Raw genomic sequence first — 21934 nt, 5'->3', positions numbered from 1 at the left:
CGAATGATTGAAACTGAGAACAAGGTGTATGCCCGTCGCTGCGAGAGTCATGTCGAGGCCCTGCGCCGCGCCGTTCCGGGCTGCATCGAGAAGGTCGAGTGGCAGTGCGAGGACCAGCTGACGATCACCGTCAAGCAGGACAAGCTGCCCGAGGCCGTCCACTACCTGTATTACGAGCGCTACGGCTGGATTCCCGTGATCATCGGCAACGACGAGCGCAGTCTGTGCGGTCGCTACGCCGTGTACTACGTCATCTCCATGGAGGGGGAGGACCCCGGCTGGGTGACCGTGCGCACCGAGGTCGATCCCGCCAAGATGACGTTCCCGTCCGTGACGCCGTTCGTCCCCGCCTGCGTGTGGGGCGAGCGCGAGCTGCGCGACATGTTCGGCCTGATTCCCGAGGGTCTGCCCGATCGTCGTCGCCTGGTGCTGCCCGACGATTGGCCCAGCGGCCTGTATCCGCTGCGCAAGGACTCCATGGACTACCGCTTCCGTCCCGCTCCCGCGAGTGACATGGAAAACTACGAGTTCTTGGCCGATACCAAGGGCAAGGAGACGACGCTCGTCCCCATGGGCCCGTTGCACATTACCTCTGACGAGCCCGGCCACTTCCGCCTGTTCGTCGAGGGCGAGACGATCGTCGACGCCGACTACCGTCTGTTCTACGTGCACCGCGGCATGGAGAAGGTCGCCGAGACGCGCCTGAACTATGACGCCGTGACGTTCCTCGCTGACCGCATCTGCGGCATCTGCGGCTGCGCCCACTCGGTGGCCTATGCCGAGGCCGTCGAGCGCGCCCAGGGCATCCATGTCCCGCCGCGCGCCCAGTACATCCGCGCCATCATGCTCGAGGTCGAGCGCCTGCACTCGCATCTGCTCAACATTGGCCTGGCGTCGCACTACACGGGCTTCGACTCCGGCTTCCAGCAGTTCTTCCGCGTCCGCGAGAAGTCCATGGACCTGGCCGAGAAGCTCTCCGGTCACCGCAAGACCTACGGCCTCAACGTGATCGGCGGCGTGCGTCGCGACATTTTGGCCGAGCAGAAGCTTTCCACGCTCACGACCATCCATCAGCTGCGCTCCGAGGTTCAGGAACTCGTCGACGTCTTGCTTTCCACGCCCAACTTTATTGAGCGTACGAGTGGCATCGGCATCTTGGACCGCAAGATCGCACGCGACTTCTCGCCGGTCGGCCCGCTCATGCGTGGCTCGGGCTATGCCCGCGACGTGCGCTTTGACCATCCCTTCGACGGCTACGCCGATCCGGACGTCCAAAAGATGCACGCCGCTACGGCCGACACCTGCGATGCCTTCGGCCGTACCGCCGTTCGCATCCAGGAGGTCTACGATTCGATCGACATGATCGAGACCATGCTCGAGAACTGTCCGTCGGGCCCCATCCTCACCACGGATTGGGAGTACACCCCGCACAAGTACGCCATCGGCGCCACCGAGGCGCCGCGCGGCGAGGACGTGCACTGGGCCATGCTCGGCAACAACCAGAAGTGCTACCGCTGGCGCGCCAAGGCCGCCACGTACAGCAACTGGCCGGTCCTGCGCTACATGTTCCGCGGCAACACCGTGGGCGACGCGGCGCTGATTGTCGGCTCGCTTGACCCGTGCTACTCCTGCACCGACCGCGTGACGGTGACCGATGTCGCCGCCAAGCGCGACCACGCGCTCGACAAGGAGCAGTTCGAGAACGTCTGGCGTGACAAGTCGCCGCTTGCGGGCGAGGGCACCATGGCCGCTCCGCTCGATGAGGAGGCGCTCTAATATGCTGAAGCTTTGGAAGGTCAACGCCAAGGCCGGCGACGCGACGGTCAAGTACCCGTTTGCGCCGTTCCCCACCAACAAGGACATGCGCGGCAAGCCCGAGCACAACGCCGAGCTCTGCATCGCCTGCGGTGCCTGCGGCGTGGCGTGCCCGGCCGATGCCATTCGCATGGACACCGACCTTGCGGCCGATACCATCACCTGGTCGATCGACTACGGTCGCTGCATCTTTTGCGGCCGCTGCGAGGAGGCCTGCCCCATGGAGGCCATCAAGCTCACCGAGGAGTTTGAGCTGGCCGTCATGAGCAAGGACGACCTCACCAGCAAGAGCGTCTACACGCTCGAGCACTGCTCGCGTTGCGGCAAGCCGTTTGCCCCGCACAAGGAGATCGACTACGCCAAGCGCCTGCTGCAAAAGGCCGGCGGCATGGAGGCCGAGCAGGCTGCCCGTACCGTCGGTATGTGTCAGGAGTGCAAGCGCGAGCTCGACGCCCTGCGCGCCGCCTCGGCCGTAAAGACCGGCAACGCTGCCGGCATGGCTGCCAACGAGACGCTTGCGTCCGGCGAGCCCCAGGGCCCCGGCATGGAGTATCTGGGCGGCCACGGCGTGAACCCGGAGTATATCGACCGCGAGCTCAACCCCGATGCGCCCGAGATTTCCGCCGGTCCTGCGCCGGTCGAGGGCATCATCATGGATTTTGATACGAAGGAGGAGTAACCATGGCCGAACCCACGCTTTTGCCCGAGCGGCTTCAGTACCGCCCGACCAAGATCGAGCTCGACGAGAGCATCGAGAAGGCCAAGGCGACCCTTCTTAAGAAGATCAAGCGCTCGGTGTACGTCTACCGCGTTGACTGCGGCGGCTGCAACGGCTGCGAGATCGAGATCTTCGGTTCCATCACGCCCGTCTTCGACGTCGAGCGCTTTGGCATCAAGGTCGTGCCCTCGCCCCGTCACGCCGATGTGCTGCTGTACACCGGCGCCGTGACGCGTGCCATGCGCATGCCGGCCCTGCGCGCCTTTGAGGCCGCACCCGATCCCAAGATCGTGGTGTCCTATGGCGCGTGCGGCTGCACTGGTGGCATCTTCTACGACAACTACTGCGTCTGGGGCGGCACGGACAAAATCTTGCCGGTCGATGTCTACATCCCCGGCTGCCCGCCCAGCCCCGCGCAGACCATCTACGGCTTTGCCATGGCGCTCGGCCTGCTGGACCAAAAGCTCCATGCCGAGACTACGGTGGAGGCCGCCGGCGAGCAGGCCGATATCCTGCACCCCGGCGTGCCGTACAAGCTGCGCGTTGCCATCGAGCGCGAAGCTCGCGCCATGAGCGGCTACCGTTACGGCCGCGACCTGGCCAACGAGTTTATGGATACGCTCGAGGGCGCGCCCAAGGGCGATATCCGCGGTGCCATGGCGCTGCTTATCGACAAGCAGGACGATCCGCGCCGCGTTGAGGTCTACTCGGCGCTGCAGGATCTGGTGCTGGCCGGAGGTCGCTAGATGGAGCTCACGGACCGCTCTGGTTACTTTGCGGGCCCTGGCATGCTCGGCGGCTCTTTTGGCGATGCCTCGCGCGCAAGCGACGAGGCCGCCGAGGGCGTCGCTGACCCCTGCCTGGGCCATGCGCCCGACCAGGTGGTCTTCTACGAGCTCACGCGTAAGTTTGTGGAGACCGAGGAAGACGTTCCCCAGGAGGCCTGCGACGTGCTGTACTACACGCTCGCCGTGGGCCACCACACCGGCGTGCTCGACTGCTTTGAGCCGCGCCTGTCGGTGTCGGTGGATGTGTTCTATTCGCTCGTCGACGCGCTGCCGGAGGGGGAGGCTAAGACCAAGTTCGAGGCCATCCGCTCCTTTGGGGAGTGCCAGCTCGACAAGGCGGCGGTGCCGTCGCTGCTCGAGGCCTGCGATGCGCTGCTCGACGAGCGCGGTTTTCGCGGGTCGGCCAAGGCCGGCATCTCGGTGTTCGATGACGACTTTGGCCTGCATGCCCAGCAGGTCGCGTTTCTGATGAAATTCCGCGATCTGGTTGAGCGCGTGCGCGATGTGTCGGGCGTGTATCTGACGGGAAGGTTGCAGTAATGGGTTGCGTTGTGGATGGACGTGTAAACGGCGCCCCGTTTGCAGGTATCGTGCTCACGGCGGGAAGCGTGCTGCGTGCCGACGATGCCGCCGGCCCCGTGCTCTCCAAAAAGATGGAAGACGCACCCATCGCCGGTTGGTACACCATCGACGGCGGCCAAACGCCCGAGGACGACATCATCGAGGTCAAGCGCGAGCGTCCGCCGCGTCTGGTTTTGGTCGATGCCGCCGACATGGCGCTGCCCGTCGGGTCCATCCGCCTGCTCGACAAGCGCGATGTGGCCCGCAAGTCGATGTTCACCACGCATTCGCTTCCTTTGTCGATTCTTATCGAGGAAATCGAGCAATCGTGTGATGATATCGTCTTCGTTGGGATTCAGCCGGGCGACACGGAGTTCTACAACCCCATGTCCCCGGAAGTCTTTGACGCCGTCGACGCCGTGTACAACGCCGTGGCCGCCAACGACTTTTCCCACTTTGTCCGCTTGGGGCAAGAGCAATAGGAGCGCTTGTCCCTGCTGATTAGGAAAGAAGTGATTGACATGGCAGATTCCAAGGTGGAGTACCCCGCTCCCGATTGCCTGGCGCCCGCCGCGATCGAGGCCAAGACCGAGGCCGCCGGCGTGACCAAGGCCAACCTGCCGGTCGCAAAGGCCTTTCTGTTGGCAATGTTCGCCGGTGCGTTTATTGCCTTCGGTGGTCTGTTCTTTACCGTGTTCTTGAGCGATAGCACGCTGGGCTGGGGCGCCCAGCGCGTCGTGGGCGGCCTGTGCTTTTGCCTGGGCCTGGTGCTCGTGCTGGTGTGCGGCGCCGAGCTGTTTACCGGTAATTCGCTTATGGTCTGCGCGCTCAAGAGCAAAAAGATTACCCTGGTCCAGATGCTCAAGGCCTGGGTCGTCGTATGGGTCGGTAACTTTGTCGGTGCCCTGTTCATCGTCTTTTTGGTGTACATGGCCGGCATTTACAAGCTCAACGGTGAGGCGGTCGCCAATTCCATGGTGAGCGTCGCCGCCGGCAAGGTGACGATCGACTGGGTGACGATCTTCTTCCGCGGCATCCTGTGCAACATCTTTGTGTGCCTGGCCGTGTGGATCGGTACCGCCGGCAAGACCGTGGTCGATAAGGTTGTGGGCATTCTGCTGCCCATAGCCGCCTTTGTGGCCTGCGGTTTTGAGCACTGCGTTGCCAACATGTACTTTTTGCCCATGGGTGCCGTGATGCACGCGTGCGGCTATGGTGCCAAGGTCGCCGGCGCCGATGCGCTCAACGCTGCGGGCATTGCGTTTAACCTGTCCGCCGCCACGTTGGGCAACATCGTGGGCGGCGCGGTTCTGGTCGCGCTCGGCTACTGGTTTATCTACGCCAAGAAGTCCGAGGCGTAAGGTATCGTCTGTTTGACGTAGGGCCTCCCGCGGGGCGTTGCCGTGCGGGAGGCTTTTTTGGCCTGGGGCTCGTTGCCGGGCTTTTGGCCTGCTGTGTTTGGCTTGTGAAAGGGGTAATCGAGATGGCATCTGCTTTGGAGCGTGACGGTCGCGCCTTGGTGACCACATGCGGGGGATGCTATGCCGATTGCGCCTTTGCGGCACACGTTGAGGACGGTCGCGTGGTGGCCGAGTTGCCGGTGCCGGGGCATCCGTGCGCGGCGCGTGCCCTGTGCGCCCGCGGACGGCATCGCCTGGCAATGCCGTTTGACGAGCGTGACCGGATTTTGCATCCCATGCGACGCCGCCAGGATGGCTCGGGGTTCGATGCGATTTCGTGGGACGAGGCGTTCGCGCAGATCGCAGCGCGCCTTGGGGAGATTGTCGACGGGCATGGTCCGCGCGCGTTGGGCATGACGCTCGGCGTGCCCTCGTTCGACCGCTACTGGGCGTATCGCTTTATGCATGCGCTTGGTTCGCCCAACGTGTACGGTGCCGATGGCGCCTGCGAGGTAAGCCGTCTCACCGGCTGGGAGCACAGCCTGGGCTATAGCCCCGCCTCCGACCTTGCGCATACCGATTGCATCATGTACCTGGGGCGTTCCATTGTCGATTCGTCGACGATGGGGGCCGTTGATACGCTCAACGATGCCCGTCGACGTGGGGCGAAGATTATCGTGGTCGACCCCCGGCGCAGTGGCTCGGCTGCGCTTGCCGACCGCTGGCTGCGCGTGCGCCCGGGCTGCGACTTGGCGCTGCTGTTGGGTATTGCCCATGTGTTGATTGCCGAGGACCTGTACGACCACGAGTTCGTGACCCGCTATACCACGGGCTTTGACGAGCTGGCGCAGGCGTCCCGTGCTTGGTCGCCCGAGTGGGCCGAGTCGATGTGCGACGTGCCGGCCGCAGAGATCGCCGCCACGGCGCGCGATCTAGCTGCCGCCGCGCCTGCTGCCGTGGTGGACGCTGGCTTTCATGGCGGCATCGGCATCGCGTATGCCAACAGTACCCAGACGGCGCGAGCTATCTGCATGGTCGATGTGCTGCTGGGCTGCATCGGACACGCAGGCGGCGCGCTCAATCCACCTGCACCGCTTGTGCTGGGCGACCTTGATCCCGCACGTTTTGCGACGCCGCCGGTGCCGCGTGAGCCTAAGTTGGGGTCCGAGCACTATCCGCTCGTTGATCCGGTGCGCGGCCTGTGCACGACCATCGGTCAGTCGATTCTGGCCGGGGACCTGCGCGGGCTGATCGTTTACGCTAGCAATCCCGGCGCGGGCTATGGCAACGCCGGGGCGTGGCTATCGATTCTGGAACAGCTCGACTTGCTCGTGACGATTGATATTCGCTGGTCCGAGACAGCGCGTGCTTCTGACTTCGTGCTGCCCGACGTGACGTATCTGGAGGCCGACCGCGGTGTGGGCACAGTCGTGGGCGCCAATGATTCGCGCGTGTTCTACCGCAACGCCGTGCTGCCTGTGCAGCATGACGGCACACGTCCCGGTCGGGAGATTTTTGCCGGTCTGGCGCAGGCGTGTGGCGTGGGCGAGTACTTCCAGTTTACGTCTGACGACCTGGCGGCTGCCCAGGTGGCGCCGTTTGGAATTGACCTCGCTGCGCTCAAGGAGCGCGGCTGGGCCGACACGGGTGTTGCGTTGCCGTCGCGTACGGGCGAGCCGGCGATTCCCTTGGATGGCGGTAAAATTGCGCTGGCAAGCGACATATGGGAACGAGTCGGCATGGGTCGTGTGCCCAACTGGATTGCGCCCATGGTGGAGCCGGGCCCGGGGATGTTTCGCCTCATTAGCGGTAACCGTCCCTTTGAGTCGCACACTTCGCGAAGGCTTGCGGCCCAAGGTGCCGCCGAGGCTGGATCGGACCTGGATGCCGTGCAGATGAATGCCGATGCTGCTGCGCACATGGGCATCGCCGACGGCGAGATCGTCGAGCTCGTGAGCGATATGGGCCGCGACCGCGTGCGCGTGGAGACGACGCCGTATCTGCATCCGGCGTGCATCTTTACGTCAGCCGCCCCCGGCGGACGTTCGTTTGGCGCCGATGCCGGCGGCGCTCAAGCCTTGGGCGTGGGCCCGCTCGACCATACGCCGCTGCGTTGGGACCCGTTGACGGGTGCCGCGCTCACCCAGGAAAACGCCGTTCGCGTGGAAAAGATCGCGGCGCGCGAGGATAATAGCGATTGATTGACTCAGCCGATCGAATTGGCTGATAGTTTGACGTTCGAACGATTGATTCACCTTTGGTTTTGAAAGGCCGCACATGAGCGATAGCCAGAACATGTCCGATGAGGTGCGCGCCCGCCTGCGCGCCATTCCCTCCGTCAACGAGCTGCTCGCCGAGTGGCCGGTAGTGAAGGCGGCGGGAGAGACCTGCGACGCGGTGGTGCATGCCGCCGTCACGGCCGAGCTCGACGAGGAACGCGCCGCCATTCGCGCCGGCGTTGCCCCGCGCTCTAAGCGCGACCTGGCCTCGGCCATCGAGTGGCGTGCGCACCGCTCCGCGTTGCCGAGCCTGCGCCCCGCCGTCAACGCCACGGGTGTGGTCATCCATACCAACTTGGGCCGCGCCCCGCTCGCGGAGTCGGCGGCAAGGGCCGTGGCCGAGGTCGCGCGCGGGTACAGCACGCTCGAGTACAGCGTGGACACCTGTTCGCGCGGGTCGCGCAAGGAGCACGCCGCGCAGCTGATTCGCTCGCTCACCGGTGCCGAGGACGCGCTCGTGGTCAACAACAATGCCGCCGCGGTGCTGCTGGTGCTGGCGACCCATGCCGCAGGCAAAGAGGTCATCGTCAGCCGCGGCGAGCTTGTCGAGATCGGCGGCAGCTTCCGCATCCCCGATGTCATGGCGGCTTCGGGCGCCAAACTCGTCGAGGTCGGCGCCACCAACCGCACGTACTTGGGCGACTACGAGCGCGCCATCACGCCCGATACGGCGATGATCCTTAAGGTCCATCCTTCTAACTATCGCATCGAGGGTTTTCACGAGGAAGTCGGCTCTCGGGAGCTTGCCGCTCTGGCCCACAAGCATGGCCTGCTGTTCTACGAGGACCAGGGGTCGGGCGCGCTGTTGCCCGATGACATCCTGGTGCGCGGCGGCGAAGAAACCACGCCGGCTTCGGTAGCGGCGGGGCTCGATCTGGTGTCGTGCTCGGGCGATAAACTGCTCGGTGCCGCACAGGCGGGCATTATCATGGGTCGTCGCAATCTGGTCCAGGCTTGTGGGTCGCATCCGCTTATGCGCGCCCTGCGCCCGGGCAAACTGGCTCTGTCGGCGCTCGAGGCCACGCTGCGTATCTACATGGACGGCGCCGATGTTGCCCATCGCGATATTCCGGTGCTCAGCATGCTTACGCTACCGCAGGCCCATTTGGAACGACGTGCCCGCAAGCTGCGCGATCGTATGGTCGCCGGGCTCGATAAGGCGGGTTGCCCGTGCGCCGTGCAGGTGGAGATCGTCGAGGAATCGTCGACCCCCGGTGGCGGCTCGCTGCCTACTGTGGAGCTGCCCACGATGTGCGTTGCCGTGCGTCTTGTTGACGCGCGCCTGACGGTCGATGCGCTCAAGCGCTCGCTCATCCAGGACTTCGATACGCCGGTCGTCACGCGCGCCTCGCACGACCTCATTTTGTTTGACGTCCGTACGCTTGTGGGCGACCGCGATATCGAGACGGCGGCATCGACGCTCGTCGCGTGCGTTGAGAAGGCGATTGCTCGATGAGTGAGGTTCAAACGCTCGTGGAGTGCCCCGTTATCGTTGGCACGGCGGGTCACGTTGACCACGGTAAGTCGGCACTGATCGAGGCGCTGACCGGCAAGAATCCCGATCGCCTTGAAGTCGAGCGTCGCCGCGGCATGACCGTTGAGCTTGGCTTTGGCGAGCTGGCGCTGCCGAGTGGCAAGATCGTTGGCCTGGTTGACGTGCCGGGCCACGCGCATTACTTACGCGCCATGGTGCAGGGTGCGACGGGCATTGATGTTGCCGTGCTGGTGGTCTCTGCCGTTGAGGGCGTAATGCCGCAGACCCGCGAGCACGTGCATGTGCTGGAGCTGCTGGGCGTCACGCATATGGTGGTGGCGCTGACGATGTGTGACCTGGCCGATGCCGAGATGACCGAGCTTGCCGAGCTCGATGTCGATGACTTTTTGTCGGGTACCGTGTTTGCGGGCGCGCCGATTGTGCCCGTGTCGTCTAAGACGGGCGAGGGGATCGACGGGCTGCTTGCGGTGCTCGACGAGCAGGTAAGCGCCTGCTGGGATGCCTGCCGCGACCGTGCCGAGCGCACCGATGCCGCGCCGCGCCTGCCGATTGACCGCTGCTTTACGATTAAGGGCGTCGGCACTGTCGTAACGGGAACGCTGCACGATGCGTCGGTTGCGGTGGGCGATGAGCTGATGGCTTTGCCGTCGCGTACGGTCTGTCGCGTGCGCGGGATTCAGGTGCATGGCGATACGCCGCGCGCGCTGCCTGGTCAGCGTGTGGCGCTCAACCTAGTTGGTGACGGTGTCGCGGCGCTTGACCGTGGCGAGATGCTGGGCGTGGCGGACCGCTTTGGCCAGACGTTGCGCTTTATGATGACGTTCACCTACCTGGGCCGCGAGGGCACCAAGCCGCGCGTGCTCGAGTCGGGTGCGCGTGTGCATGTGATGGCCGGCACGGCCGAGGTCGTCGGCCGCATCATGCTTTTGGAGGGCGAGGCCCCCATGGCGGTGGGCGAGACCCGTACCGTGCAGGTGCGATTGGAGGAGCCGCTGCCGCTGCGCGCCGGAGACCATGCCGTGGTGCTGTCGTATTCGCCCGTTATGCTTATTGGCGGCGGGCGCGTGCTGCTTTCGCGCTGCCGTCGCTCGCGCGAGCTTGCTGAAGGGGAGCGTGCACTGTATACGGCGCTCGAGTCCGGTGATATCGCGGGCGGTGTGGGCGCATGGCTGGCGCTGCAGACGCTGCCGGTTACGACGGTTGATGTTGCAGAGGCTTTGGATCTTGGTGCCGGCGAGGTCGATGCCGCACTGCGCGGGTTGGTGACGCAGGGCTCCGTTTGCAAGCTTGTCGTGGGCGATGCGGACCTCTATGCGGACACCGTGGTGCTGGACGCCGCGATGGATGCACTGGCGGCGACCCTGTCAGCCATGCACGCGGCGGCTCCCAAGGAGACGGGCTTTACGCCCGGCGCCGTTGCCCATGCTGCCTGGCTTGCCGCCGATGAAGGCGTTGCCGCGGCTCTGATTGCCGAGGGCTGCGCGCGTGGCGTATGCGCTGCCGAGGGGGCCGAGGTGTTCGACCCGCACTCGGCCGCCGCGGCGGCACGCGTGGTGCGCGAGGCCTGCGAACGTATCGTTGCCTTGCTGGACGAAGCCGGCCTCGATGCGCCGACGCTGCCCGAGGTTGGCGAGCAGTTGCAGCTCGATCGCGACACCATGACGCGTGCCCTGCGCGAGCTTTCGCTCAACCGTTCCATCGTGAAGATCGAGCGTGACGTTGCCTTGTCCGCCACCGTGGAGTCGCATGCGCGCGAGCTTGTCGCCGCCGCTATCGAGGCTGCCGGGGGCGCTGCCACCACGAGCGCCCTGCGCGAGGCGCTGGGTGTGTCGCGCAAACGTGCCATCAGCATCTTGGAGCACCTGGATGCCGTGCGCTTTACGGTGCTCGACAAGGATGCCGGCGGCCTGAGGTCCCTGCGCTAGGCCGGTCACTCGCTCCCGCCTCCTCAGTTGCGGTGAAATAGTTCCTATTTGGAGGCTTTGGCAGCAAATACAGGAACTATTCCACCGCAACTTCTTGTTCGTCTTTTTGGGATGGAGCCGTTTCGGTTTGGTAAAATACCTCCGCACTTGGGAACGGATGGGCTCCGGTGGGCTCCGCGGTCCTCAAAACCGTTGCGAGGCGTGCAAAACGTCTTGGATGTGTTCGATTCACATACGTTCCCGCCATACGCTACCAGCGCTTTTGTGCTCGCGGTCTTGCTGCGTGCCGCAAAGGCGCTGTTTTGTTTTTGCACGAGCTTTTCGTAGCGCTGCTATTTCGGTGGCTGTATTTAGCTTCGTGCACCGGGTTTCGAGCATGCCGATGGAGGTGTTTTGCCGTATGACTACCGTAAGACGTGCCGATCTTTCTTGTGTCGTCCAGGCGGGCGGGCTGTCCTCGCGCATGGGCTGCGATAAGGCGCGCATGGCGTTTTGCGGCGAGCCGCTCATCGAGCGCGTGCTGGGCCGGCTGGCGCCAGTTGCCGGCGAGTTGGTCGTGACGACGTCGCGTCCCAGCGAGCTTGCCTATCTTGAGGAGCGCACGTTTGGCGGCCTGGTGCCGCGTGTGGTGGCGGACCTTGAAGGCTCGGCAGGCGCCATGCGCGGCATCGCGAGCTCGTTGGCTGCGGCTCGGCTGCCGCTCGTGGCGATCGTTGCCTGCGATATGCCGTTTGTCTCGCCGGAACTCATCGGCACGCTTGCCGATCATGTTGAGGCCGAGGCGCTCGATGTGTGCGTGCCGCGCGAGGAGCGGGGGATTGAGCCGCTTTGCGCCGTCTGGCGCCGTGACGCGTGTGCGCCGGTTGCCCAAGAGCTGCTCTCCTGCGACCGACAGCGCATTCGCTGCCTGATCAATCGCGTTCAGGCTGGTTATATGGACGAGCCTCAGATTGTCGCGGTCGCCGGCTCGACGCTCTGCTTCGAGAACGTCAATACGCCCGAGGAGTTTGCGGCGGCCGAGTTACTCGCCTAGACGATTGGAGTTGCCATGTCTCACGATATTTGCCCCGATACCGGGGAACCTTGCACTTGCGACGGGTCCGAACCCTGTACCTGCGGTTGCGGTGGCTGCGGACATACTGCGGAAGAGGAAGCGGCCGCCGCGGCGTATCGTGATGCACACCGCGAAGGCCCGTCCGGTGATGCTCTCGACCATGAACGTAAGATCATCGTTTCGTTCGATAGCACCTTCGATGTGATGGAATGCGAACAGCTGTGTCTTGCCGCCGGTGTGCCCGGGCGCATCATGCCGCTGCCCGGCTCCATTACCGCCGGCTGCGGGCTGTGCTGGGCCATGCCGTTCTCGGGCGATGCGCTCGCGGCCTTCCGCACTGCCACCGAAGGCCGCATAACCCCCGCCGACTACCATCAGCTCTTCCTCTAACCACCAACATCACCACAAAGGTGCCTGTCCCCAATGTGGTGGCTTGGAACACGTGGACGAAACAGGTTTGAAACACGGGTTTTGCATGTCAGGCACTCAAAAACGCCTCTACCTGCATCGTAATCAAAACGAAACATCTGCTCGTCGGCTTATGCGAAACTTTCCCGCAACAGTGCGATATTATCCATACACGATAAAGCTCGCGGCGCATGGGGCGCCGCGACCGACACTTTTCGTTTCCCATCATTGGAGGAAGCATGAGCTACACGCAGAAAGTTCTCGAAGAGCTCAAGGCCCGCTATCCCGAGCAGCCTGAGTTCATCCAGGCCGCGACCGAGATCCTCGGCACCATCCAGCCGGCGCTCGACGCCCACCCCGAGTACGAGGAGGCCGCCCTGCTGGAGCGCCTCGTCGAGCCCGAGCGCATCGTCATGTTCCGTGTTCCCTGGGTCGACGATCAGGGCAAAGTTCAGGTCAACCGCGGCTATCGCGTCGAGTTCAACTCTGCCATTGGACCCTACAAGGGCGGCCTGCGCTTTAACCCGACGGTCACCCTGGGTATGCTCAAGTTCCTGGGCCTGGAGCAGATCCTCAAGAACAGCCTGACCACCCTTCCCATGGGCGGCGGCAAGGGCGGCTCCGACTTTGACCCCAAGGGCAAGTCCAACAACGAGATCATGCACTTCTGCCAGTCCTTCATGACCGAGCTCTATCGCCACATCGGCCCCAACACCGACGTTCCCGCCGGCGACCTGGGCGTTGGCGGCCGCGAGGTTGCCTACCTGTTCGGTCAGTACAAGCGCCTGACCAACGAGTGGACCGGCGTCCTCACCGGCAAGGGCCTCTCCTTTGGCGGCTCGCTTGCCCGTACCGAGGCCACCGGCTACGGCCTGGCCTACTTTGTGGACGAGTACCTCAAGAGCCGCGGTAACTCCTTCGAGGGCAAGAACGTCGTCGTTCATGGCTCCGGCAACGTCGCTATCTACGCCGTCCAGAAGGTCTCCCAGCTCGGCGGCAAGGTGCTGGCCTGCTCCGATACTCACGGCTGGGTCGAGGATCCCGACGGCATCGACTACACTGTGCTCGAGCACGTCTACAACAAGAAGCGCTCCGGCCACGACAAGGGCGTTACGCTCGCTATGTACGTTGACGAGAAGCCCAACGCCGTGTGGCACGAGGGCGACGGCCGTGGCGTTTGGCAGCTGCCCTGCGACATCGCGCTGCCCTGCGCTCGCGAGAACACGCTGCTGCTCGAGGACGCCCAGGCGCTCGTCGCCAACGGCTGCAAGGTGGTCGGCGAGGGCGCGAACATGCCTACGACCATCGAGGCCACGACCTACTTCCAGGAGAACGGCGTCGCCTTTATGCCCGGTAAGGCTGCCAACGCCGGCGGCGTACTCGTGTCCGGCCTGGAGATGAGCCAGAACGCCGAGCACCTGTCCTGGACCTTCGAGGAGGTCGACGGCAAGCTCGAGCAGCTCATGCGCGGCATGTTCCACAACGTGGACGACACCGCCAAGGAGTATGGCCAGGAGGGCAACTTTGTCATGGGCGCCAACATCGCTGGCTTCCTGAAGGTCGCCGACGCCATGCTCGCCCAGGGCGTCTGCTAAATCTTCGCTCGACATAGCATCGTAGAAGGCTCCCAGTCATCTTGGCTGGGAGCCTTTTTTGATCCGTTGGGGACGGAGGAAAACGGATCATTTTGTCTCGGCATGAGTTGCGGCCCCTCGTTTGGTACACTTAAAAGTACTGGACAAGTGGAGAGATGGGGGAGAACGTGCTCAAGTTCGGTACCTACGTCCGTGTTGGAAACGCGGCCGAAGCCTATGAGCTCTTGCAGAAGAACCGCAACAACAAGATTGTGGGCGGTGGCATCTGGATGCGCCTGGGTTCGCGTCGCGTGGCGACGGCGATTGACCTTTCGGCCTGCGGACTCGATCAGATCGAGGAGACCGAGACCGAGTTTCGCATCGGTGCCATGTGCACGCTGCGCCAGCTCGAGCGCCATACTGGGCTCAACGCGCTTGTCAACCATGTCTTTGAGTTCGCCGTCCACGATATCGTGGGCGTGCAGCTGCGCAACACCGCCACGGTGGGCGGCAGCATCTACGGTCGCTTTGGCTTCTCGGACGTGCTCTCCGCCTTCCTCGCGCTCGATTCGTACGTTGAGCTGACGGGTGCCGGCCGCGTGCCGCTCGCCGAGTTCGTGGACATGGGCTACGTGCGCGACGTGATCGAATACGTGGTGGTCGTTAAGCACGATTACCGTGCGAGCTACGAGGCCGTGCGCAAGGCCGCGACCGACTTCCCCTCCTTAAACGTCACCGCCGCCTGGTGGGACAACAGCTGGCATGTCACCGTGGGTGCCCGTCCGCTGCGCGCGACCCTGCTGCAGGGCGAGGCATGTGGCCTTATCGGCAAGCAGCCTTCCGAGGACGAGCTGCGCTCCCTGGCCGCGTCCGTACGCGCGCTGAGCTACGGCACCAATATGTGGGGCTCGGCCGACTACCGCCGCCGCATCTCGGCCCCGCTTGCCGTCCAGGCCGTGCGCCGCGCCGCCGGCATCGAGCTTTCGGCTGCGCTTGCCCGCGAGCTCGAGGGCGTGCAAGTGCCTAAGTTTGCCACGGACGAGTATTCCTGCCGCCGCGTGCCCGGCGTCGATTCTAGCGAGGTGCGCTAATGGCTGCCAAACTCATCGATCTTTCCTTTACGCTCAACGGTCGCAAGGTCAAGGTTCAGATTGCCCCCGATACCATGCTCTTTTCGCTGCTGCGCGAGCAGGGCTGCGCGTCGGTGCGCTGCGCCTGCGAGACCACCAACTGCGGCCTGTGCACGGTGTGGCTCGACGGCGACCCGGTGCTGAGCTGCTCGGTTCCCGCCGCCCGTGTTGAGGGTCACACCATCACCACGCTCGAGGGCCTCAAGGCCGAGTCCGAGGCGCTCGCCCGCGTGATGGCTGCCGAAGGCGCCGAGCAGTGCGGTTTTTGCGCCCCCGGCCTCATCATGAACGTGCTGGCGCTTGCCCGCGCCGCCAAGGAGGACCCGAGCCTCGTCGCCACGCGCGAGGAGCTCTCACGCCAGCTTGCCGGCAACCTCTGCCGTTGCAGCGGCTATGAGAGCCAGCTGCGCGCCATCGTCCGCTTTCTCAACGAGTCCGGCGTGCAAGTGGGCTTTGAGATGCCCGAGCTGCCGGTCAACGACACCAGCTCCGACGGCGTCTCCTACAAGCAGATCACCCACAAGCAGCCCAAGAAGGACTCGAAGGCCCTGCTCGAGGGTCGTCCCGTCTACACGGGCGACCTGGTGCCCGCCGGCGCCCTGATCGTCAAGCTCAAGCGCAGCCCCTATGCCCGCGCCAAGATCCGCTCCATCGATACGTCGCGCGCCCTGAAGGTGCCCGGCGTGGTGGGCGTCTACACCTACGAGGACGTGCCCAAGCGCCGCTTTACCATCGCCGGTCAGAGTTATCCGCAGCCGAGTCCCTACGACCGCCTGATTCTCGAGAACCTCGTGCGTTATCAAAACGAGGAGGTGGCGATCGTCGCCGCCGAGACCGAGGAGGCCGCCGACAAGGCACTCAAGCTCATCAAGATCGATTACGAGGTGCTCGAGCCCCTGCTCGACTTTACCCAGGCACTCGATAACGACATCGTGGTCCACCCCGAGGGCGACGTGACCTTTATGTTCCCGCAAGGCGGCGACGTTGCTCGCAACCTGGTGTGCAGCGGTACCAGCGATTTTGGCGACCTTGACGAGGCGTTCGCCCAGAGCGACATCGTCTTTGAGCGCACCTACACCAGCCAGGCCACGCAGACCGCGCCCATGGAAACTTTCCGCGCCTTCGCGACGACCGACGCGTTCGGCCGCATCTCGGTGACCACCTCGACGCAGGTGCCCTTCCACGTGCGCCGCATGGTCGCGCAGTCGCTCGACATCCCACAGTCGCAGGTGCAGGTCATTAAGCCGCGCATCGGCGGCGGCTTTGGCTCCAAGCAGACGGGCTGCTGCGAGATCTTCGTGGCGTTCGTCACCCAGCAGACCGGCCGTCCGAGCTACTGCTGCTACACCCGCGAGGAGACCATCACCGCGGGCAACTCGCGCCACCAGATGCAGATGACCGTTAAGCTGGGCGCCATGAACGACGGCACCATCACGGCCATCGATCTGCATACGCTGTCCAACGCCGGCGCGTACGGCGAGCACGCTACCACGACGATTGGCCTTTCGGGCCACAAGAGCCTGCCCATCTACAACCATGTGAAGGCGAGCCGCTTTAGCTGGGACGCCGTCTACACCAATACCAACCGCGGCGGCGCGTATCGCGGCTACGGTGCCACCCAGGGCCAGTTTGCCGTGGAGAGCGCCGTCAACGAGCTTGCCGACATGCTGCACATGGACCCCGCCGACCTGCGCCTTAAGAACATCGTGCGCGAGGGCGAGGTCATGCCGCAGTACTACAACGAGAAGCTCAACGCCTGCGCGCTCGACCGCTGCCTGCTGCGCGCGATGGACATGATCGGCTGGCGCGACAAGCCGCTGGCCGTCGACCTGGGCGATCGCGTGCGTGCCCTGGGCTGTGCGCTCACCATGCAGGGTTCGGGCATTTCCAACGTGGATATCGCCGGCATCGACATGCGCCTGGAAGAGGACGGCTTCATTACCATCGGCACCGGCGCCACCGATAACGGCATGGGCGTCGATACGATTCTGGCGCAGATTGCCGCCGAGGAGCTGGGCGTTGAAAGCTCGCTGATCGTGGTTCGCGGCGTGGACACCGACGTGTCGCCGTTCGACGCCGGCTCGTACGCGAGCTCGGGCACGTACGTGACGGGTCTGGCAGCCAAGAACGCCGCGACCGAGCTGCGCGAGAAGATTTGCGCCAAGGCTGCCCGGATGTGGGACGTGGACGCCGCCGATGTGGTCTTTGATGGTCAGTACGTGCGCCTGTCCGACGAGCGTGCCGCTCGCGAGCAGAACCGCTACCTCACGCTGCGCGACTTTGCCAACCTGTGCGTCAAGAACATCGCGGGTGGCGACGCGCTCACCTCGCACGCCTCTGCCTGCCTGCCCGTTTCGCCTCCGCCGTTTATGGCCGGCATTGCCGAGGTAGAGGTCGACAAGGCCACCGGCAAGGTGACCGTGGTGGACTACGCGGCGGCTGTGGACTGCGGCACCGTGATCAACGAGGCGCTCGCGCGCGTCCAGGCCGAGGGCGGCATTGCCCAGGGTATCGGCCACGCGCTCTACGAGATCGTCGAGCACGACGAACGCGGCCGCCTGCGCACCGGCAACTTTATGAGCTACAAGCTGCCCACGCGCCTGGATATCGGCAGCATTCGCGTGGCCTTTGAGCCGAGCTACGAGCCGACGGGCCCGTTTGGCGCCAAGTCGATCGGCGAGGTCGTCATCAACACGCCGCTCGCCGCCGTTGCCTCGGCCGTGGCACACGCCACCGGCCACCAGGTTCGCTCGCTGCCGATCACGCCCGAGAAGGCCCTGCTGGGGGAGTAGCGGGTCAGCGAATAAGTCGTAATGGGCGGGGCGGGGCAACTCGTCCCGCCTTTTGCACTCGTGGTGAGGTCGTGAGCTTGTAAAAGGTGTGCGTGCGCTTGCCGTTCGTATCTGCTATCATTCCTAGTCTGTGCGCTCATGCGGGCGTGGCGGAATTGGTAGACGCGCCAGATTTAGGTTCTGGTGGGATTCCCGTGAAGGTTCGAGTCCTTTCGCCCGCACCATCGCACCTGCGTCGGCCCTGGCCGTCGCGACACTTTGTTGCATAAAGGTACCAGCACCTCAGATAAGCTGGGCAGTATGAGGAGGAACGTGTTGAACATCACCGCTTCTGACGTCAAGGACGCCAAGCTCACCGCTACGGTCACCATCCCGGCCGCCGACGTCGACGCCGCGATCAAGAAGGCCTACAAGGACACCGCCAAGAAGTACCGCTTCCCGGGCTTCCGTGCCGGCAAGGCCCCCCGTCCGGTCATCGACTCCGCACTTGGCGCAGAGGCTACCCTCGCTCAGGCCACCAACGACCTGATCGCCGCCAACGAGCCCGCCGTCCTCAACGAGCTGGACATCGTCCCCACCAAGAATGGTGACTACAAGGACCTCGACCTCGCCAAGGATCACGAGGACTACACCTACACCGTCGAGTTCTCCCTGCGTCCTGCCGCTGAGCTCTCCTCCTTCGACGCCGTCGAGATCGAGATGCCCCCTGCGGAGGTCACCGAGTCCGAGATCAACAACCAGGTCGAGATGCTCCTCAACTACCGTGCCACCTTCGAGGACGTCGAGGGCCGCGCCGTCGAGGCCGAGGACTACGTCACCGTCGACCTCAAGGCCGTCGAGAACGCCGACAACTTCGCCGCCGAGGGCCGCATGCTCATCGCCGGTAGCGACAGCAACCCCAAGGAGTTCAACGAGGCCCTGATCGGCGCCAACGTTGACGACGTCAAGACCGTCACCTGGACCGACGAGGTCGAGGAGGGCGAGACTCACACCGTCGAGGTTGCCGTCAAGGGCATCAAGGTCCGCAACACCCCCGAGCTCACCGATGAGCTCGTCAAGTCCGACTTTGGCTTCGACAGCATCGACGCCATGCGCGACGCTATCAAGATCGAGATCGAGCAGGACAAGGCTTCCCGCCTCCCGGCCGAGAAGGAGAACCGTTGCGTCTCCGCTCTCGCCGAGCGCCTGCAGCTCGAGGAGATGGACGCCGACTACGAGCAGTCCGTCTTTGAGGAGCTTGGCCAGAACTTCCTGTCCAACCTCGCTGCCCGCGGCATGACGCTGGACACCTGGCTGCCCGCTTCCGGCTTGACCATGGAGCAGTTCATCGGCGACCTGCACAAGCAGGCCAACGACGTTGCCCGTGAGTCCCTGGCTCTCGACGCCCTCGCTCGTGAGCTCAAGATCGAGGTCACCGAGGACGACATCAACGCCGAGTTCGAGAAGGCCGGCGTCAAGGACGTCGAGGCTTCCAAGGCCGAGTTCATCGCCGATGGCCGCATGCCTGCCGTCCGCGAGTCCATCCGTCGCTCCAAGGCCGTCGACCACCTGGTCGAGAACGCCAAGGTGACCGAGGTCGACGAGACCGCCAAGGACGCCGAGTAATTCTCGCCACCTTGCCCGCGAGCGCATGCGTGCGCCCGTGATGGGGTAAAGTTATACACCGGTTATCCGGTAGCTTCGTACGGTGCCAGCCAATGCATAGCATGCGGGCACCGTACGTTTATCTAGAACCAATTTGGTCCGCAAGAGAGAAATGGAGATGCGTATGATCGCTAAGTTCGATTCCGCCCTCGTGCCATACGTTATCGAGCAGACGCCGCGCGGCGAGCGCAGCTACGATATCTATTCGCGCCTGCTCAACGACCGCATCATTTTCTTGGGCGAGGAGATCAACTCCGTCAGCGCCAACCTGGTCGTTGCCCAGCTGCTGCATCTTGAGAGCCAGGATGCCGAGAAGGATATCTCGCTCTACATCAATTCGCCCGGTGGCGAGGTCTACTCCGGCCTGGCAATTCTGGACACCATGAACTTCATTAAGCCGCAGGTCTCCACCATCTGCGTGGGTATGGCCGCGTCTATGGCCGCCGTGCTGCTTTCGGCTGGTGCCAAGGGCAAGCGCTTCTGCCTGCCGCACTCCAAGGTCATGATTCACCAGCCCAGCGGCGGTGCTCAGGGTCAGCAGACCGAGATCGAGATCGTGGCCGAGGAGATCAAGAAGACCCGTCGCGAGCTCAACCAGATTCTGTCCGACGCGTCGGGCCAGCCCATCGAGAAGGTCCAGGCCGATACCGAGCGCGACAACTACCTGACCGCTGCCGAGGCCCTCGACTACGGCCTGATCGACCGTATCGTCACCTCGCGCGACCTCGCCGCGAAGGACGCCTAGGATGGCCGGTAACATACAGGACAACTTCGACGAGAACGGCAACCCCATCCGCTGCTCCTTCTGCGGAAAAGAGCAGGGACAGGTCCGTCGTCTCGTAAAGGGTCCGACCAACATCTTTATCTGCGACGAGTGCGTTGCCGCCTGCTCCGAGATCTTGGAGGAGTCGCTGGCTTCGGACTTTATGGATGCTGCCCGCAATGGCAAGCTGCCGGGCTTCCTCAACGACCACGGTCAGCCGGCATCCCAGCCTGCCGTGGACCCCGAGGCCGAGGGCTTTGAGCTCGAGGACGACCGCCAGGTCATCACGCACGTGCCTACGCCGCACGAGATCTATGACGAGCTTTCGGCCTATGTTATGGGCCAGGAGGACGCCAAGCGTGCCATGTCGGTTGCCGTGTACAACCATTACCGCCGCGTGATCGAGGGCGGTGCTGCGCTTTCGGCCTTTGACGATGGCTTGGACTCGCAGCTCGACGATGATATGGACGAGGTGGAGCTCGCCAAGTCCAACATTTTGCTGCTCGGTCCCACCGGTACCGGTAAGACCCTGCTCGCTCAGACGCTCGCGCGCATCCTCGAGGTGCCGTTTGCCATCGCCGATGCCACCGCGCTCACCGAGGCTGGTTACGTTGGCGAGGACGTGGAGAACATCCTGCTCAAGCTCATCAATGCTGCCGATGGCGACATTGAGCGCGCTCAGGTGGGCATTATCTACGTGGACGAGATTGACAAGATTGCCCGCAAGGCCGAGAACCTCTCCATTACCCGCGATGTCTCGGGCGAGGGTGTGCAGCAGGCGCTGCTTAAGATTCTTGAGGGCACGGTGGCCAGCGTTCCGCCTACCGGTGGCCGCAAGCATCCCCAGCAGGAGCTGCTGCAGATCGACACGACTAACATCCTGTTTATCTGCGGCGGTGCCTTTGTGGGTCTGGACAAGATCATCGCCGACCGCGTGGGCAACAAGGGCGTGGGCTTTAACTCCGAGATCGCCGGCCCCACCTCTGTCGACGAGAACGACCTGCTGCGTCAGGTGCTCCCGCAGGACCTCAACGCCTTTGGCATGATCCCCGAGTTCGTGGGCCGTACGCCCGTTGTCACCCAGACGCAGGCGCTCGACGAGGACGACCTGGTGTCGATTCTGACCGAGCCCAAGAACGCCGTGGTGCGTCAGTACCGCAAGATGTTCCAGCTCGAGGACGTTGAGCTTGAGTTTGAGGCCGCGGCCCTGCACGAGATCGCCCGTATGGCGCTCGCCCGCAAGACCGGCGCCCGCGGCCTGCGTTCCATCTGCGAGGACGTGCTTCAGCAGACGATGTTCGACCTCCCCAGCGAGGAGGGTGTCGCCAAGGTCATCGTGACCGAAGCGGCGGTTAAGGGCGAAGAACAGCCCCAACGCATCTACGGGTAAACCTGCCAAAAACGTGCTTGCAAATAGCCTCCGACCATCCGCGGTCGGAGGCTATTTTATATATACGCAAAACACCCAACTACCTGTGTTATTCTGTGTGTTTGTTTAAGCCTCAGCGAAGTCATATCAGACTGAAGTAATCGATACCTAAGGGGAGGAATGCAGACCCTAGCGGGCCTACATTCCTCCCCGACGGGC

The 21934-nt window shown here is 63.9% G+C and carries 17 protein-coding genes and 2 tRNA genes; all 19 read left to right on the top strand.

The genetic code is table 11. The features are described from left to right. Positions 1 to 3: 3 nt before the first annotated feature. The 19 genes from AAAX31_RS04095 (at position 4) to clpX (ending at position 21736) form a co-directional block, all read left to right on the top strand. Positions 4 to 1776, top strand: coding sequence for a hydrogenase large subunit (locus tag AAAX31_RS04095; protein ID WP_349076257.1), 1773 nt, complete (start codon positions 4 to 6; stop codon positions 1774 to 1776). 1 nt (position 1777) lies between these two features. After that, positions 1778 to 2494, top strand: a complete 717-nt coding sequence (locus AAAX31_RS04090) for a formate hydrogenlyase complex iron-sulfur subunit (RefSeq protein ID WP_349076256.1) — start codon at positions 1778 to 1780, stop codon at positions 2492 to 2494. A gap of 2 nt (positions 2495 to 2496) precedes the next feature. Continuing rightward, the gene (locus AAAX31_RS04085) at positions 2497 to 3279 is read left to right on the top strand and encodes an NADH-quinone oxidoreductase subunit B family protein (protein ID WP_022095195.1); all 783 of its coding nucleotides are present in this window, start codon (positions 2497 to 2499) and stop codon (positions 3277 to 3279) included. Then, complete coding sequence (locus tag AAAX31_RS04080; protein WP_349076255.1) at positions 3280 to 3861, top strand: formate hydrogenlyase maturation HycH family protein; 582 nt, start codon at positions 3280 to 3282, stop codon at positions 3859 to 3861. Further along, positions 3861 to 4364 carry a hydrogenase maturation peptidase HycI gene (gene hycI / locus AAAX31_RS04075; protein WP_349076254.1) on the top strand — a complete coding sequence of 168 codons (504 nt, stop codon included), beginning with the start codon at positions 3861 to 3863 and terminating at the stop codon, positions 4362 to 4364. The genes AAAX31_RS04080 and hycI overlap by 1 nt, the downstream gene beginning before the upstream one ends. Positions 4365 to 4403: 39 nt before the next feature. After that, a complete protein-coding gene (locus tag AAAX31_RS04070) occupies positions 4404 to 5243 on the top strand; it encodes a formate/nitrite transporter family protein (RefSeq protein ID WP_006234104.1) in 840 nt (279 codons plus the stop codon). Between the two features lie 122 nt (positions 5244 to 5365). Continuing rightward, positions 5366 to 7483: a molybdopterin-dependent oxidoreductase gene (locus AAAX31_RS04065; protein WP_349076253.1), complete on the top strand. Its 2118-nt coding sequence runs from the start codon at positions 5366 to 5368 to the stop codon at positions 7481 to 7483. A gap of 76 nt (positions 7484 to 7559) precedes the next feature. Further along, the gene (gene selA / locus AAAX31_RS04060) at positions 7560 to 9017 is read left to right on the top strand and encodes an L-seryl-tRNA(Sec) selenium transferase (protein WP_349076252.1); all 1458 of its coding nucleotides are present in this window, start codon (positions 7560 to 7562) and stop codon (positions 9015 to 9017) included. Continuing rightward, positions 9014 to 10981: a selenocysteine-specific translation elongation factor gene (gene selB, locus AAAX31_RS04055; RefSeq protein ID WP_349076251.1), complete on the top strand. Its 1968-nt coding sequence runs from the start codon at positions 9014 to 9016 to the stop codon at positions 10979 to 10981. The genes selA and selB overlap by 4 nt, the downstream gene beginning before the upstream one ends. Before the next feature lie 149 nt (positions 10982 to 11130). After that, positions 11131 to 11227, top strand: a tRNA-Sec gene (locus AAAX31_RS04050). Between the two features lie 154 nt (positions 11228 to 11381). Then, complete coding sequence (locus AAAX31_RS04045) at positions 11382 to 12014, top strand: molybdenum cofactor guanylyltransferase (RefSeq protein ID WP_349076250.1); 633 nt, start codon at positions 11382 to 11384, stop codon at positions 12012 to 12014. 15 nt (positions 12015 to 12029) lie between these two features. Next, positions 12030 to 12425 (top strand): DUF3343 domain-containing protein, encoded by a 396-nt coding sequence (locus AAAX31_RS04040; RefSeq protein WP_349076248.1) that lies wholly within the window; start codon positions 12030 to 12032, stop codon positions 12423 to 12425. Between the two features lie 257 nt (positions 12426 to 12682). Continuing rightward, a complete protein-coding gene (gene gdhA / locus AAAX31_RS04035) occupies positions 12683 to 14038 on the top strand; it encodes an NADP-specific glutamate dehydrogenase (RefSeq protein ID WP_349076247.1) in 1356 nt (451 codons plus the stop codon). A gap of 155 nt (positions 14039 to 14193) precedes the next feature. Then, a complete protein-coding gene (locus AAAX31_RS04030; protein ID WP_349076246.1) occupies positions 14194 to 15108 on the top strand; it encodes an FAD binding domain-containing protein in 915 nt (304 codons plus the stop codon). After that, on the top strand, positions 15108 to 17939 hold the full coding sequence (locus tag AAAX31_RS04025) for a molybdopterin cofactor-binding domain-containing protein (protein ID WP_349076245.1): 2832 nt from the start codon (positions 15108 to 15110) through the stop codon (positions 17937 to 17939). Before AAAX31_RS04030 ends, AAAX31_RS04025 begins: the two co-directional genes overlap by 1 nt. Before the next feature lie 140 nt (positions 17940 to 18079). Next, positions 18080 to 18163, top strand: a tRNA-Leu gene (locus AAAX31_RS04020). A gap of 88 nt (positions 18164 to 18251) precedes the next feature. Continuing rightward, positions 18252 to 19544: a trigger factor gene (gene tig / locus AAAX31_RS04015; protein WP_349076243.1), complete on the top strand. Its 1293-nt coding sequence runs from the start codon at positions 18252 to 18254 to the stop codon at positions 19542 to 19544. A 163-nt stretch (positions 19545 to 19707) separates the two neighbouring features. Further along, complete coding sequence (locus tag AAAX31_RS04010; RefSeq protein WP_022095182.1) at positions 19708 to 20328, top strand: ATP-dependent Clp protease proteolytic subunit; 621 nt, start codon at positions 19708 to 19710, stop codon at positions 20326 to 20328. A 1-nt stretch (position 20329) separates the two neighbouring features. Beyond that, entirely contained in the window at positions 20330 to 21736 is a 1407-nt protein-coding gene (gene clpX, locus AAAX31_RS04005) for an ATP-dependent Clp protease ATP-binding subunit ClpX (RefSeq protein ID WP_349076242.1), read from the top strand. The last annotated feature ends 198 nt before the right edge of the window (positions 21737 to 21934 follow it).

It is taken from the genome of Collinsella sp. CLA-ER-H5 (assembly GCF_040092375.1).
Classification (GTDB): Bacteria; Actinomycetota; Coriobacteriia; order Coriobacteriales; family Coriobacteriaceae; genus Collinsella.
This window is presented reverse-complemented; position numbering and strand designations above follow the sequence as displayed.